The 14,172-nt window shown below is 47.8% G+C and carries 17 protein-coding genes and 1 rRNA gene; 10 read left to right on the top strand and 8 right to left on the bottom strand.

Annotation, left to right across the window (positions count from 1 at the left end; genetic code table 11):
* Positions 1–11: 11 nt before the first annotated feature.
* A 5S ribosomal RNA gene (gene rrf / locus THAL_RS04600) occupies positions 12–131 on the top strand.
* 28 nt (positions 132–159) lie between these two features.
* Here rrf and THAL_RS04595 read toward each other — a convergent pair.
* On the bottom strand, positions 160–1,044 hold the full coding sequence (locus THAL_RS04595) for a dienelactone hydrolase family protein (RefSeq protein WP_012991943.1): 885 nt from the start codon (positions 1,042–1,044) through the stop codon (positions 160–162).
* Positions 1,045–1,082: 38 nt separating this feature from the next.
* Here THAL_RS04595 and THAL_RS08410 point away from each other — a divergent pair, with 38 nt between their 5' ends.
* Genes THAL_RS08410 through THAL_RS04580 form a run of 3 tightly spaced genes read left to right on the top strand, consistent with a single transcriptional unit; the run spans position 1,083 to position 4,467 of the window.
* The gene (locus tag THAL_RS08410; RefSeq protein WP_041434092.1) at positions 1,083–1,274 is read left to right on the top strand and encodes a hypothetical protein; all 192 of its coding nucleotides are present in this window, start codon (positions 1,083–1,085) and stop codon (positions 1,272–1,274) included.
* The gene (locus THAL_RS04585; protein ID WP_012991941.1) at positions 1,271–3,805 is read left to right on the top strand and encodes a putative bifunctional diguanylate cyclase/phosphodiesterase; all 2,535 of its coding nucleotides are present in this window, start codon (positions 1,271–1,273) and stop codon (positions 3,803–3,805) included. The genes THAL_RS08410 and THAL_RS04585 overlap by 4 nt, the downstream gene beginning before the upstream one ends.
* Positions 3,806–3,810: 5 nt before the next feature.
* The gene (locus tag THAL_RS04580) at positions 3,811–4,467 is read left to right on the top strand and encodes an endonuclease V (protein WP_012991940.1); all 657 of its coding nucleotides are present in this window, start codon (positions 3,811–3,813) and stop codon (positions 4,465–4,467) included.
* On the opposite strand, the gene THAL_RS04575 is transcribed toward THAL_RS04580, so the two are convergent.
* Genes THAL_RS04575 through rpmF form a run of 3 tightly spaced genes read right to left on the bottom strand, consistent with a single transcriptional unit; the run spans position 4,464 to position 6,588 of the window.
* Positions 4,464–5,387 carry a beta-ketoacyl-ACP synthase III gene (locus THAL_RS04575; RefSeq protein ID WP_012991939.1) on the bottom strand — a complete coding sequence of 308 codons (924 nt, stop codon included), beginning with the start codon at positions 5,385–5,387 and terminating at the stop codon, positions 4,464–4,466. The genes THAL_RS04580 and THAL_RS04575 overlap by 4 nt on opposite strands.
* A complete protein-coding gene (plsX, locus tag THAL_RS04570; RefSeq protein ID WP_012991938.1) occupies positions 5,387–6,406 on the bottom strand; it encodes a phosphate acyltransferase PlsX in 1,020 nt (339 codons plus the stop codon). Before plsX ends, THAL_RS04575 begins: the two co-directional genes overlap by 1 nt.
* On the bottom strand, positions 6,403–6,588 hold the full coding sequence (gene rpmF / locus THAL_RS04565; protein ID WP_012991937.1) for a 50S ribosomal protein L32: 186 nt from the start codon (positions 6,586–6,588) through the stop codon (positions 6,403–6,405). The genes plsX and rpmF overlap by 4 nt, the downstream gene beginning before the upstream one ends.
* Positions 6,589–6,727: 139 nt before the next feature.
* On the opposite strand from rpmF, the gene THAL_RS04560 reads away from it, so the two are divergent.
* The 6 genes from THAL_RS04560 (at position 6,728) to mqnC (ending at position 11,415) form a co-directional block, all read left to right on the top strand.
* Positions 6,728–7,195 (top strand): hypothetical protein, encoded by a 468-nt coding sequence (locus tag THAL_RS04560; RefSeq protein ID WP_012991936.1) that lies wholly within the window; start codon positions 6,728–6,730, stop codon positions 7,193–7,195.
* A gap of 116 nt (positions 7,196–7,311) precedes the next feature.
* Positions 7,312–8,313, top strand: coding sequence for a ketol-acid reductoisomerase (gene ilvC, locus THAL_RS04555; RefSeq protein ID WP_041434214.1), 1,002 nt, complete (start codon positions 7,312–7,314; stop codon positions 8,311–8,313).
* Positions 8,310–8,933: a CDP-alcohol phosphatidyltransferase family protein gene (locus THAL_RS04550; RefSeq protein ID WP_012991934.1), complete on the top strand. Its 624-nt coding sequence runs from the start codon at positions 8,310–8,312 to the stop codon at positions 8,931–8,933. The genes ilvC and THAL_RS04550 overlap by 4 nt, the downstream gene beginning before the upstream one ends.
* Complete coding sequence (locus THAL_RS04545) at positions 8,930–9,592, top strand: 2,5-diamino-6-(ribosylamino)-4(3H)-pyrimidinone 5'-phosphate reductase (protein WP_012991933.1); 663 nt, start codon at positions 8,930–8,932, stop codon at positions 9,590–9,592. Before THAL_RS04550 ends, THAL_RS04545 begins: the two co-directional genes overlap by 4 nt.
* On the top strand, positions 9,592–10,308 hold the full coding sequence (gene lptB, locus THAL_RS04540) for an LPS export ABC transporter ATP-binding protein (protein WP_012991932.1): 717 nt from the start codon (positions 9,592–9,594) through the stop codon (positions 10,306–10,308). Before THAL_RS04545 ends, lptB begins: the two co-directional genes overlap by 1 nt.
* 21 nt (positions 10,309–10,329) lie before the next feature.
* Entirely contained in the window at positions 10,330–11,415 is a 1,086-nt protein-coding gene (gene mqnC, locus THAL_RS04535) for a cyclic dehypoxanthinyl futalosine synthase (protein ID WP_012991931.1), read from the top strand.
* Here mqnC and THAL_RS04530 read toward each other — a convergent pair.
* From THAL_RS04530 to gatC, 4 genes are read right to left on the bottom strand one after another with little or no spacing between them, the layout of a single operon-like run.
* Complete coding sequence (locus THAL_RS04530) at positions 11,399–12,082, bottom strand: type III pantothenate kinase (protein WP_012991930.1); 684 nt, start codon at positions 12,080–12,082, stop codon at positions 11,399–11,401. The two genes, mqnC and THAL_RS04530, sit on opposite strands and share 17 nt — an antisense overlap.
* The gene (gene thrB, locus THAL_RS04525; protein WP_012991929.1) at positions 12,054–12,965 is read right to left on the bottom strand and encodes a homoserine kinase; all 912 of its coding nucleotides are present in this window, start codon (positions 12,963–12,965) and stop codon (positions 12,054–12,056) included. The genes THAL_RS04530 and thrB overlap by 29 nt, the downstream gene beginning before the upstream one ends.
* The gene (thyX, locus tag THAL_RS04520; RefSeq protein WP_012991928.1) at positions 12,962–13,888 is read right to left on the bottom strand and encodes an FAD-dependent thymidylate synthase; all 927 of its coding nucleotides are present in this window, start codon (positions 13,886–13,888) and stop codon (positions 12,962–12,964) included. Before thyX ends, thrB begins: the two co-directional genes overlap by 4 nt.
* Entirely contained in the window at positions 13,885–14,163 is a 279-nt protein-coding gene (gene gatC, locus THAL_RS04515) for an Asp-tRNA(Asn)/Glu-tRNA(Gln) amidotransferase subunit GatC (RefSeq protein ID WP_012991927.1), read from the bottom strand. Before gatC ends, thyX begins: the two co-directional genes overlap by 4 nt.
* Between the last annotated feature and the right edge of the window lie 9 nt (positions 14,164–14,172).

Genomic DNA, 14,172 nt, shown 5'->3' with positions numbered 1-14,172 from the left:
CCATAAGTTTCCCTCGGGACCATAGCGGAGGGGAAACACCCGGTTTCCATTCCGAACCCGGCAGTTAAGCCCTCCAGCGCCGATGATACTGTGCCGGGCGAACGGCACGGGAAAGTAGGTCGTCCCGGGGGTTTTAAAAATTATTTAGCCACATTCCCATCACCGCACACCTAAGTGCTTCCTTATAAAGAGGTAAGATCTTATAAGGGCGTCCTTAGCGGCCAGGTCATCGGCAAACTTCCTGCGTTCACCGTTCCGAAAGTCGAACCCTCTTCCCACACCAGGGTATATAACTACCCGTGCATCCTTTCCCTTGTTTCTCAGTTCATCAACCGCCACCAGTATGGTCCTCAACCTATGGTACTGTTCTTCTGACCCTACAAAGAAGAGAACAGGTACTGTTATCTTCTCCACATCCTCATGGTAGGCATACACGTGCATAGGTTCAGGTCTGTTGGGATCCTGCAGATGTGGATAGTAACCTACAAAACACGCTATATCTCTGTTCTGTCTTCCTTTATGCACCAACAGTCTCAGTGCATAAAAACCACCCCTTGATATTCCGTACACGCACACCTTCTTGGGATACACATCGTCTCTGGATATCAAATAATCTAACGCTTTCTCCGCATCCTCTTCTGTTACGGGATCATGGCGAGAAGGAAACTGCTCTATAAGCCTTGGGGTATAAAGATCAGGTGCTACCACTACGAAACCCCGCGCTGCCAATCTTTTCGCATGCAACTGAGTTAGATCATCTAAACCTCTCCTCCCATGCAGAAAAAGGACTCCCGGATACCTGTCACCTCCCTTAGGTCTGAATACCAATACGGGCAACTCCACATCACCGCTACGCAGTGTGACACTACTGACCTCTACCTGATGATTTGGGACAGAGGGTATGTAACCATCCCTCCACCATTCCTCATCCCACCACCAGGCTTTACTTCCCCTCTCATCGAGTCTCTTCGCAAGCTCTTGCAAAAACTCATCGCCCCAGGCAATTCCAAGTATCAAGATCGTAAAAACAGCCAGAGTTTTCATAACTAACCCCCTCTCTATAATATATACAGGGGAAGTTTATGAAAGGTATAAACTTTTGGAGTCTTCTCTTCGCCAGTCAAGCAGGAGGATACTGTATGGGCCTAGTGGACGAAGTTATGGCAGGATGGTACGGTCTGTTTGGCCTGATAAGTTTACTTCTTCTTCATACGGTATACGGCGCAACCGTAGGCTTCCTCTACCATCCTTGTGGATCAAAGAAGCACCTATGAGTCTCAAGGTCTTTATCATAGTCACAGCCCTTACAGTGTCTGTCCTTTCCTCTCTTCTGTCTGCTGTGTCAGTCTACAGGATCCTCCTTCAACAATCTGAAGACTTCGCCATAGAAGCCTCCCAACAGTTGGCTCATCAGACCTTCCAATCTATGTATCAGATAATGCGAAGAGGCTGGACTAGAGCGGAACTTCTGGATTTTACCTCCGCCCTGGAGAAAGAATCCGGTGCTTTGAGTATAAGCGTGCATAGAGGAAGAAAGGTAACTGATCTGTTCGGTCCTCTCCCAGAAAAGAAACACCCCGAAGTAGAGTGGGCACTCTCCGAAGGGAAGGATGTTACTTTGAGGAAAGGCTCCAGTATAGTCTATGTCAAAGTCTTAAAGGCGCGGAGAGAGTGTTTAGCTTGCCATGCTAATGCAACGGAAGGCGATGTGCTTGGTGCCGTTAGAGTGGAGCAAAACTTATCTTCAGAACTTGGGAAAGCGAGAAAGGTGGCTGCATTGTTTTCCTTTGGCGTTGCGTTGCTTCCCCTGAGTGGAGCCATCTTTGTCATACTCTTCCTTTCCAGTAAGCTGAACAGGGCTGTTCTCCAGCTGGAAAGAAATATCGGTGAGGTTAACAAAATATCGGATCTTTCAAAAGTGGACTTTAGTACTGTTAAAACAGGGTTTCAAGAGTTGGATAAGATATCTAGGCAGGTAGAGATACTGGTGGAGAAGCTCAAGAAAACAGCAGTAGACAAAGAAGTACTGGAATTTGAAATGATGCTTTTAGAAAAGTTCATAATAACCTCAGAAGTACTTACAGACTGGCAGGAGTTTATTGTAGAATCTCTTAAAGAAGTCTCTCGTATAATAAAGTTCGCTTACTTCTTTACGGTTTTCATGAGCGAAGAAAATAGTTTTGAAGCCTTTGTCTTTTGGAACTGCCACGATACCGAAACTGTGAGGACAAGAGTTGAGGAGGATATAAGATATGGTCTAGAAAAGGTAGGTCTACTTTCCACCGACAGCCATCTGGTGTACCACCATAGAAGCATTAATGGCAGACTCGGCATCGTTGAGCTTGATCAAGTGGAGGTCCTTGCAAAAAAATTGGTGTTGGAAAGACCCATAGTGGGTGGTGCAGTGGGTATTGGCGTTTATATGATGGAGTCTAAAGATCTTAGCAAAAGAATAGCGGTGGAGAGTTTGCTGTCCACCCTTCTCAACGTCATAGGCTCCGTCAAGGCTATCCATCGTTTTACAAAGGAGATAGAGTACTATGCCACAAGGGACCCATTGACAGAGCTGTACAATCAACGCGTTTTTTGGGAACTTCTGTCCTACGAAGTGGATAGAGCAAGAAGACACCAGTACAAGTTCGCCTTACTGGTGGTGGATGTTGACAACTTTAAGGTTATCAACGATTCGTACGGGCATACCTTCGGAGATATGTTCCTGAGACATGTGGCTGCCTTACTTCTCTCTTCATTGAGGAGAGAAGATATAGTAGCCAGGTACGGCGGAGATGAGTTTGTGGCTATATTGCCCTACACAGATGAGACAGGTGCTTACACCGCTGCACTGAGGATACTGGATGCTTTTGAAAGGGAGGGCATGACGGCACCGGATGGGAGGACAGTGAGAGCAACAGCGTCCATAGGTGTAGCTGTGTTTCCGGACCACGGAGAAGATCCGAGACATCTCTTTTCTGTGGCCGATGAAATGATGTACAAGGTCAAAAGATCTGGTAAACACGGCGTGAGGATACCTTCTGTGGAGGACCTTGACGAGATAGCACACGAGTTAGCCAGAAAGAACGTTATGGTTATGTCTGCTGTGGAAGAGGGACGTGTCATTCCATACTTTCAACCTATAGCGGACTGTTCCACTCTTAAGGTGGTAGCCTACGAAGTACTGGCCAGAATAGAGGAAAAGGATGGTTCTGTGATACCAGCTGGGAAATTTATAGACATAGCTGAAAGTCTTAGTCTCGTTTTTAAACTAGATCTTATGGTGTTTGAGAAAGCTTGCCGTGTACTATTTGATAAGTTTAAAAACGATGACATTAAGCTGTTCTTTAATATATCTCCAAAGGCGTTGGTTCTCTCCAACTATCTTTCTGATATGAAGAGAATCCTCCGCGAGATAGGGTTAGATCCTGCCAGGATAGTTTTTGAAATAACGGAACGTGAAACAGTAAGGAATCTTGAGCTTTTGAAAAAGTTTGTGGCTGAGCTTAAAATGGAAGGTTTTCAGTTTGCTATAGATGACTTTGGCTCAGGTTTTTCTTCCTTCGCTTATGTAAAGCATTTTCCCATAGATTACATAAAGGTAGAAGGTGAGTTTGTACGGGAGTTGAAAAGATCACGTGTGGATTATGCCCTTGTGAACAGTGCTGTAACTTTGGCACGTATACTTAATATCAAAACTATTGCTGAGTTTGTTGAGAGTAGCGAAACACTAGATGTGTTAAGAGCTATAGGTGTAGATATGGCCCAAGGGTTTTACATAGGAAAGCCTCTTCGTCCGGAAGATATTATTTAGAGAACATGGACCTACAGCATCTGGAAGAGATACAGAGAGATTGCGCTCAGAGGGTTGTAAAGGAAGATCTTTTCAAAGATGTAAGATGGGTGGGTGGAATAGATCTTACCTTTGAAAGCATTAAAGAAACACCCACTAAGGCATGGGCCTGTTTGGTGGTGGTACAGCTAAAGGATCTTAAGCCTGTCTACACGGAAGTGGTGGAGGGTACGGTAGATTTTCCCTACATACCCACCTTTTTGGCTTTCAGGGAACTTCCTCTTATGTTACGCTTGTACGAAAAAGCCAAGATAAAGCCTGACGTGTTTCTGATAGATGGTCAAGGTGTGGCGCATCCTAGAGGATGCGGTATAGCCTCCCACTTTGGCGTAGAAACCGATTCTGTGACTATAGGTGTTGCTAAAACAAAACTGTGGGGGGTATACAGAGAACCGTCTCCTGAAAGGGGAAGCTTCAGTCCTCTCCTCTACAGAGGCAGTGTGATAGGTGTGGCTCTAAGAACAAAAGCCAAAACTGCTCCTGTCTTTGTATCTGTGGGTCACAAGATTAGTCTAAAGACAGCCATAGATATAGTTCTGAAGACATCTGTGTTTCGTATACCCGAACCTATAAGACTCGCCCACAACACTCTGCAACGGGTAAGAAAAGGCTGGTTAGGTTAGAACCTTATGACCATAGCACCCCATGTGAGGCCTCCCCCCATAGCAGCCAGAAGTACTGTGTCACCCCTCCTTAGCCTTCCCTCCGCATAGGCTTCCGACAGGGCTATGGGAATAGATGCGGCGCTGGTGTTACCGTATCTGTCTATGTTGATGTAGATCTTCTCCTTAGGTATAGAGAGTTTTTCCGCCACAGCCTCTATTATCCTCACGTTGGCTTGGTGAGGTACAAAAAGATCTATGTCCTGCGGTTTGAGACCCGCCTTTTCCAGAGCTTCCAGTGATGCCTCCTCTAAACTTCTAACGGCCAACCTAAAGAGCTCTCTCCCTTTCATCTTTATACTACCACATTTCGGAGCGTAAAGAATCTCCCAGAAATTTCCGTCAGATCTAAGGGTGGAAGAAAGGACACCACCCTCTCCCTGGGAGAGTACAACGGCACCAGCACCATCACCGAAAAGGACACAGGTAGATCTGTCCTGCCAGTCCACTATCTGGGAGAGTTTCTCCGCACCTACCAAGAGAACCTTCTTAGCTTTACCAGATGTTATGAGGGCGTCTGCCAACTCAAGACCGTAAAGAAAACCACTGCACGCTGCGGATATGTCAAGAGCGTAAGCTCTCTGTGCTTCTATTCTCTGCTGTAGTAAACAAGCTGCTGCGGGAAAACCCAGAGGGGGTGTTATGGTGGCCACTAGTATGGCATCCAGCTGGTTAGGTTCTACACCTGCCATCTGGAGAGCTTTGACAGAGGCCTTCTGAGCCATGTCCACCAAATCTTCGTCGCGGGCTATTCTTCTCTCCTTTATACCAGTTCTTGTGGTGATCCACTGGTCGGATGTATCTACCATCTTTTCCAGATCAAAGTTGGTTAGCACATGATGAGGCACGTAAAACCCGAGTCCTACTATAGTGGTACCCATCAGGTTTTAACTCCTTGGGGAGAGAACCTTAAGAGATTCTGGGACAATCTTTCGTTGAAACGGTGAGCCAGAAATTCGTTGGCTACCTTTATGGCGTTCTTTATGGCTCGTGCATTGGCTCTTCCGTGTGTTATTATCACCGGTTTTTTGGCACCCAAGAGAGGTATGCCTCCGTATTCGGAAAAGTCAGCCTTTTTCTTAAAATTATTAAGGGCCGGCATCATAAGGAGAGCACCTATCCTGGCTACGATACTCTTCTTTACTTCCTCTTTGATCATCTGTACCACCGCCATGCCGAGACTTTCGCTAGCTTTGAGGATGACGTTTCCCACAAAACCGTCACAGACGATAACGTCAAAGTTTCCCGAGTATATGTCTCTACCCTCCGCATTGCCAAGAAAGTTAAGTCCTGAAGCCTTCAGAAGAGGGTATGTTTCCTTTACCAGTTCGTTACCTTTGCCCTCCTCTTCTCCTATGCTGAGGATACCTACGCGAGGGTTCCTTATGTTGAGGACCTCTTCCGCGTATGTGTGTCCTGCTATGGCAAACTGCAGCAGGTGCTTGGGTTTACAGTCCACGTTAGCACCTACATCCAGGAGTACCGTTTTCCCGTAGGGGTTTGGTAAGGCAACTCCTATGGTGGGTCTTTCCATCTCCTCTATACTACCCACTATGAACTTTCCTACTGTGAGAACAGCTCCCGTATTGCCCGCCGACACAAGACCGTCTGCCTTTCCTTCCCTCACCAAGAGTCCAGCCACGTACAGGGAAGAGTCCTTCCTGCGCAACACAACAGAAGGTGGTTCGTGCATACCTATAGCATCGCCGGCATGGACTATCTGAAGGTGCTCACTCTCTTCCTCTCCCAGAGCTTTGAGGATCTTCCTTATCGCGGTTTCGTCACCCACCAGGTAGGATCGCAGACCCAACTCCCTATAAGCTAAAACACAACCCTTTACTATCTCTTCGGGGGCGTAATCTCCCCCCATACAGTCTACAGCTATGATGGTTTCACTCATTTATCCTGAAGGATCTTTTTACCTCTGTAGTATCCACAGTAAGGACAGACACGGTGAGGCATGCACATCTCACCGCAGTTGGGACAAACCGCCAAGGAACTCACCTTCAGTCTTGCAAAGAAACTTTGTGCCCTTCTCTGATCTCTTCTCCAAACCGATGTCCTTCTCTTCGGTACAGCCATGCCTTCACCGTCTTGTACCGGACAGCACTAAGCCTGTCCGGTGCTGGGGTATTTGTATCCCGCCCTTCACAGGTGTCCACACCCCCAGCAGGCGGCTTTAAGGACACCCTACATTATTATAAGGCTTATATTTTCTTACATGGGGATATTTGCAGAGGATCTCATAAACTTTGGTAATCTTTTGGACGCCCAGATAGAGATAAAGCTACCTGTGGATCTAATAGAGGACCAACTGAAGGATGCCCAGGTGAAGCTAGAGGATGGTCTTATGATCATCGCCTTTTTGAGCAAAGGACTTTTGTGGAAAAAGAAGAGGGAGATGAGACTGGCAGAGGATAGTCTCTCTGTAAAGAACCATCTTGCAGAAGGGAGAAGGGAGATACTCCTAAAGGCCCTCACCCAGAAGGATCTGGAGAAGCTTCCTTCCCTCGGACCTTTTAGAATAGAGGGAGAGACAGTAGCCATGGACGTGTGGGGAGCTATACAGAGAACGGAAGAGTACACAAAAGTACCCAAGCACTTTCGGGACAGGCTGGTGTTGGTTAAATACAAACTGAAACCTCAGTATGTATCCCTTACTGTTAAGGTAAGTAAGGGAGAGGTATAATTTTTAGTGGGTGCCAATACCGCCTGCTGGGGATACAGGCACCCCACAGAAGGCGGGATAGAAGTACCCCAGCCCCGGGCTTCGTAGGAAGGCCGGGACCTTAGGGTATGGAACCTATGGCAAAGGTGTACTATGACGCAGATGCCACCTTAGAACCTCTCATAGGTAAAACAGTCGCCATTCTAGGATACGGTAGCCAAGGACACGCTCACGCCCTTAACCTACGCGACAGCGGTATAAGGGTAGTCATAGGTCTACCTGCCGGCAGTAAGTCCAGAACAAAGGCCTTACAGGACGGTTTCCCTGTTTACGAACCTGCCAGAGCTGTTCAAGAAGCTGATATCGTTATGATGCTTACACCCGATACAGTACAGCCTCAGCTATACAAGGAGAGCGTAGAACCTTACTTGGACTCTTCCAAAAGTCTTGCCTTTGCACACGGTTTTAACATTCACTTCAGACAGATAGTGCCACCACCTTCTGTGGATGTGTTCATGGTGGCACCTAAGGGGCCCGGACACTTAGTGAGGTGGATGTACGAAGAGGGGAAGGGTGTACCTGCCCTCATAGCCATCCATCAGGACGCTACGGGAACATGCAGGGACAAAGCTCTAGCTTATGCCAAGGCCATAGGTGCCACAAGAGCAGGTGTTATAGAGACAACCTTTAAAGAAGAGACTGAGACGGACCTCTTTGGTGAACAGGCCGTCCTCTGCGGTGGAGTGACAGCTCTTATAAAAGCTGGTTTTGAAACTCTAGTGGAGGCGGGATACCAACCGGAGGTAGCTTACTTTGAGTGTCTTCACGAACTTAAGCTGATAGTGGATCTCATATACCAGTACGGTATAAGTGGTATGCGTTACTCCATATCGGACACAGCCAAGTACGGTGATGTAACTCGGGGTAGGAGGATATATGAGGTGGTAAAACCCCTTATGAAGAAGATCTTGGAAGAGATACAGACGGGAGAGTTTGCGCGTGAGTGGGTTCTGGAAAATCAAGCGGGAAGACCTGTTTTCCACGCTCTTCTTGAGAAAGACAAAGAACACACTATAGAGAAGGTAGGTTCACAGCTTAGGAACATGATGCCCTGGTTGGGAGGTAAAGATCTAAAATGAATCTCACCAAGAGGAGAGATATTCTCAAGAACCTCTACACACCCTTTGGTGTTGTTCTGTACAAACTTCACTTTCCACCTAACCTCATCACTTTCCTGTCCCTCATTACAGGAATGCTGTCTGCCTACTTTTTCTGGCATGGTAAGTTGCTTACCGCTGCGAGTTTTCTTATCCTCTCCGGTCTCTTTGATCTTGCAGATGGAACTGTAGCCAGATTGTCGGACAGAGCCTCTCGCTTCGGTGCCGTCTTAGACTGGATGGTGGACAAATGGGTGGATGGTGTGGTGCTAGGTACGGTAGGTTACCTTTACGCTGGGCCGCTCACCGCTGTGGTGGTGGTGACAGCCTCTATGCTTCACTCTTTTATAAAACCCGTGGTGTATGCCGAGATAGGATACCAAGCGAGGATAAAAGGTAAGATACAGGATCCTCTGGAAGGTGTGGGTTTCTTCGGAAGGCCTGAAACTCACATAACCCTTGTGCTTTTCACAATCTTAGAAAGGTTGAGCTTTCCCGTAGGTCTGACGGTGGGGATAAAGATCATAGGTCTTTTGACCCTCCTGTCCTTACTACTCAGGCTCGCCTATCTCTACAAACATTTCGGGAGGGAGTACGAATGAGACCCTACATCATCATAGTGTCAGAGGTTACAGTGGACGGTAAGCTCACCCTTTACAGAGGGGCTTCCAGTAAGGAGCTTATGACACTGATGGATCAAGAGGCTTACAGGTACCTGCACGAAATAAGAGCAAAGGTGGACGGTATAATGGTGGGCTGTGAGACGGTGAGAACCGATAATCCCAGTCTCACGGTGAGGTACGTGGAAGGAAAGAATCCCATAAGGGTGATACCTTGCTCCACCGCTAACGTTCCGTTAGACGCCAACATATTTTCTAAAGACGCACCTACCATTATTGTCACCACCTTACGCGCTCCTGAGGAGAGAATTCAGAGAATAAGGGAATTGGGTGCAGAGGTATGGGTTGTGGGAGAAGATCTTGTGGATTTTGACAAGCTCATGCCTTTACTTTACGAGAGGGGTATAAAGAGTCTTATGGTGGAGGGTGGTGCCTCCATAAACTGGGAGCTTATAAAGAGAGGTTATGTGGACGAGATAAGGCTCATACACCTTCCCGTGGTGGTGGGAGGTGAAAACGTACCTACGCTGGTGGGTGGTGAAGGGTTCAAGAGTCTTAAGAATCTTCTACATCTGAGGCTGAGGGCTCACTTCAGGAGAGGTCACCACCTCATCACCGAATGGGAAGTAGTAAGAAGCTGATGCTAAAAGCTTATGGCATAAAGAAAAGATACGGGAAGAGAGAGGTGCTAAAAGGTGTTGACATACAGGTGGACAGGGGGGAGGTGGTTGGTCTCTTGGGACCCAACGGTGCTGGAAAGACAACTCTCTTCAACTGTCTGGTAGGTTTTGTTAAGGTGGACGAAGGTAAGATAGAGTTGGACGGCGAAGACATAACTCACCTTCCCGCCCACAGGAGAGCCAGATACGGAATATCCTTCCTGCCACAGGAGCATACCCTCTTTGAGGACCTGACTGTTTTAGAAAATCTCCTAATCTTTCTGGAACTTTTCTACGACAGCAAAGAAACTATGATGGTAAAGGCCGAGGAACTTCTCACAGACTTTGGTCTTCATCACCTTAAGGATTTAAAAGCAGGGCAGCTGTCGGGAGGTCAGAAGAGAAGGTTGGAGGTGGCAAGAGCTCTTATCCCAAACCCACGTTACCTATTCTTGGACGAACCCTTTGCGGGCATAGATCCCATACTGGTGGCGGAAATCAGATCCCTTGTGGTGGGTCTAAAGAGGCATCAGATAGGTATACTCATCACCGACCACAACGTGAGGGAGACTATAAAGGTGGTGGACAGAGTTTACATTATCTCAGAAGGTAGAGTGCTGGCTCAGGGGAGACCTCAGGAGATACTTCAGGTGGAGGAAGTCAGGGAGGTTTATTTAGGCAGTGACTTTTCTCTGTGAGGCGATATATTAAAAATAGCCATGCGAACGCTGACGGTGGAGTATCTGCAGGATAAGATACTGGATGGTGAACGCCTGTCTCCCGAAGAGGGGCTTTTTCTTCTGGAAAAGGCTGATCTTACCACTTTGGGTTTCTTAGCAGATCAGATAAGGAGAAAGTTTCACCCCGACAACGTGGTTACCTTTGTGATAGATAGGAACGTCAACTACACCAACGTGTGTGTAGCCGGATGTAAATTCTGCGCCTTTCAGAGAAGTGTGGGCTCTCCAGAAGGGTACGTGTTACCTTTGGAGGAGATTATCCGCAAGGTTCAGGAACTGGTGGATTGGGGAGGTACGACCCTCCTCATGCAGGGAGGTTTAAACCCTAACCTTCGCCTTGGTTTTTACGAGGAGCTCATCGCCACCATAAAGTCCAAGTTCCCTCAGATACAGATTCACTCCTTCTCTGCTCCAGAAATAGTGTATCTGGCCAAGTTAGAGAGGATGAGTGTAAGGGATGTTCTCCTCCGACTGAAGGAGGCAGGTCTGGACTCGCTGCCGGGAGGAGGTGCCGAGATCCTTTCTAACGATGTGCGTGCCTTTTTGAGCCCTGGTAAATGTACCGCAGACCAATGGGAAGAAGTTCACAGGACAGCTCATGAACTGGGAATGACATCCACAGCCACCATGATGTTTGGCCATGTGGAAAGACCTCACCACATACTGGAACATCTTGAGAGGGTAAGGAGGATTCAGGACGATACCGGTGGCTTTACCGCCTTCATACCTTGGACCTTCAAGAAAGGAGGCACTCAGCTGGACCATCTGGAGGAAGTATCTTCCGTATACTACCTTAAAGTTTTGGCTCTCTCCCGTGTGTATCTGGATAACTTCCGTAACATCCAAAGCTCTCACGTGACCCAGTCTATGAAGGTGGGAGTGATAGGGCTTCATTTTGGCGCCAACGATTTAGGTTCTGTGATGATGGAGGAAAACGTGATATCCTCCACGGGTTACAAGGTGAGTATACCCCGTGTGGAGGATATGGTAAAGGCCATAAGGAGTGCTGGTTTCACACCTGCTCAGAGAGACACCTATTACAGAATAGTCAAGACATTTCAGTGAAGAGTTTCCACATGGCTCTGTGAAGGAGGTATGGGTCCTCCACACCCGTACCCTCCAACATCCATGCGTCCCCACCCGTGATAACGGTGAACGCTTCCTTACCGTAGCTATCCATAAACTGTCTCTGCAAACACCTTACGAAGCAAACCATCTCGCGCCTTATGGCACCTAAAACCGCTGTCTGAGTGTCTTTACCTACCGGAACGTCCACCAGCTGAAGTTGAAACTTAGGTATAAGTTCTGCCTTCGAGAGGAGAGCTTCCAAACGGAGCTTTGCCCCGGCGGCTATGAATCCACCCACAAAGACAGAGTCTTTGACAAGATCCAACACGAAAGCGGTGCCACACGAAATCACCAAACCGTCTGTGGAATGAAACTGGATAAAACCATAGATGTTGAGAAGCCTGTCTACACCTACCTTCTCCTTCTGGATATCCTCTGTCTTTATGGGTACATGCTTAGGTTCTATCAAAAATGCCTCTGGGAATAGCTCCAGTACAAGGTGATTAACGGAGGGCTTTACAGAAGAGACCAAAACAGCATCGTAGTTTCCCTTCAGAAGATGAACATCTTGGTGAGGGAACCGGCCTATACGGTAAAAATCCCTACCGTCAAAGACACAGGCGTCTACTGTAGTGTTACCTATGTCCAACGTCAGTATCCTCATGACATCTGGTCCCTTCTCTATCCACTTGCAGCACCATGTACTTGGCTTCAACGCCTGCCTTTTTAAAGGCACGTACCATAGCCTGTCCCACCTTTTCACAGTTTCCCTGACACAGAGAAGCCACGGTGGGACCGGAACCACTTAGAAAAGAGGCCAGAGCTCCGGCTGTGTAAGCTTCCTCCATAACTGTGTACATGGCGGGTACCAACCGGGACCTGTAAGGCTGATGTAATCTGTCTTTCACAGCTTCTTTAAGTAGTGAGTAACGGCGGGTCATAAGACTTGCCAACAGAAGACAGCTTCTCTGGACGTTAAAGACAGCATCCTGTAGGGATACATCTCCTCTGAGGACTCTTCTTGCTTCCTCGGTAGAAACTTCCACGGAAGGTACGCACACCACCACCCTAAGATCCTCAGGAAAGTCCAGCTTTACGAAAGATATGCCTTCCTCACCTTTGGCACACACCACCAGACCACCCACCAGTGCAGGAAGTATGTTATCGGGATGTGGTTCCAGCTCAAGAGCCACCTCCACCTTCTCCTCCACCCTCTTCCTTAGGTTGTGTATCCTCTCGCAGGCTGTTATTCCTCCCACTATGGCAGTGGCAGAAGACCCAAGACCTCTGGCAGTGGGAACACGGTTTATCTGGATAACCTTAAGGGGGACTTCCTCCACTCCCCACCGACTACAGGCCATCCTGTAAGCCATCACCATCAGGTTACCGGTGTCTCTAGGAAGGTGTGTACCCTCACCTATCACACACACTCTGTAAGAGGGGTGTCTCTCCACTAAAAAGATGTTATAAAGTCCAAGGGCAAGACCAAAGGTGTCAAAGCCCGGTCCAAGGTTGCTGGTACTGGCAGGAACCACTATCTTTATCACAGTCTCATCCTCCTGTCGGTTCCTCTGTAGCCTACCCTTTCTTTGATAATGGCAGCAAACTCCCTTATTTCCTTTTGGGCATGGGGACTATCCCTGAGACTGATGAAGTTGTCCAGCGATATACGGGGAACCGTCCAGTAGAAACGGGTTTTCATGGTTTGAGGTAAAACACCCCTCGCCAGCTCCTTGGCTACACCCTTCTCTATCATCTTGTTGTAAAGCTCAACGGTACCCTTCACTATCCTATCCCACTCCTTTAAGAAATGTGCCCACTCAGGCATAGGTATGTCCTCACTGGCCTGTTTGTTATCCTTGGCCTGAGGTCTCAGATACTTAGGTATGTAAAAGGAAGGCTCATAACTTACGTACCTTCTGGATACTTCGTTAAAACTCCCAAAACGGTGCCTCATCCACTGGCGCGCCACAAAGAGGGGACATTCTACCACAAAGGTGTAGTGATCCATACATGTTCCCAGTTCCAGTTTATCCACAAGCCCTATCCATCCCGATGATGTATCCTCCCTCCACATCACTTTTTGCTCATCCACCGTGTAACCTCTTACCTCTGTTCCCTCCACTATGCTGATGGTGGCAGGAAGTGAGGCTCTAAGACCCTCTTTTACTTCCTCCGGTATGAGTTCCCAGATGTTGATGGTGGTCCTGAGGTTCAGCCAAGTGTAACCCTCTGCGTAGTAAACGAGGCAGGTAGGAAGAGTAATCTTCTCCACCCACTGAAAGTATTCTTCTCTGCTGGATGGTAAAGCTATTATGACGTGTTCAAAGGGGCTTGCGTGTTTGTTCTGGTAAAGATACCTAAGTAGTTTTATGTCCCTCTCACGGTCCACCAGATCATCTTTGGCAAAGGATACTCTGGCTGCTCTCACTATACGGTGGTCTGATCCCATCAGGTGAAAGGGTGTCATTCCAGAATCTGAGGTACCACGAAAAAGCCGTTTTCCCTTTGAGGAGCGTTCATGAGAGCTTTCTCTTGGGAAAAACTCCTCCTCGGTTCGTCTTCCCTAAGGGGTGTACTGTTTTCGGTGAGGAGATATTGGTCCACATGAGATGTGTCTACCTCTTCCAACTGACGCACGAAGTTGATGATATCCAAAAGCTGTTTTCCGAGAAGTTCCCTTTCTTCTTCCTTCAGGCTCAGTTTGGCAAGGCTGGCCACCCTGTCCACAATATCCCGGTCCATACTTATCAT

It is taken from the genome of Thermocrinis albus DSM 14484 (genome assembly GCF_000025605.1).
Lineage (GTDB): Bacteria > Aquificota > Aquificia > Aquificales > Aquificaceae > Thermocrinis > Thermocrinis albus.
Note: the sequence above shows the minus strand (reverse complement) of the source record. Positions and strands in the feature narration are given on the sequence as shown.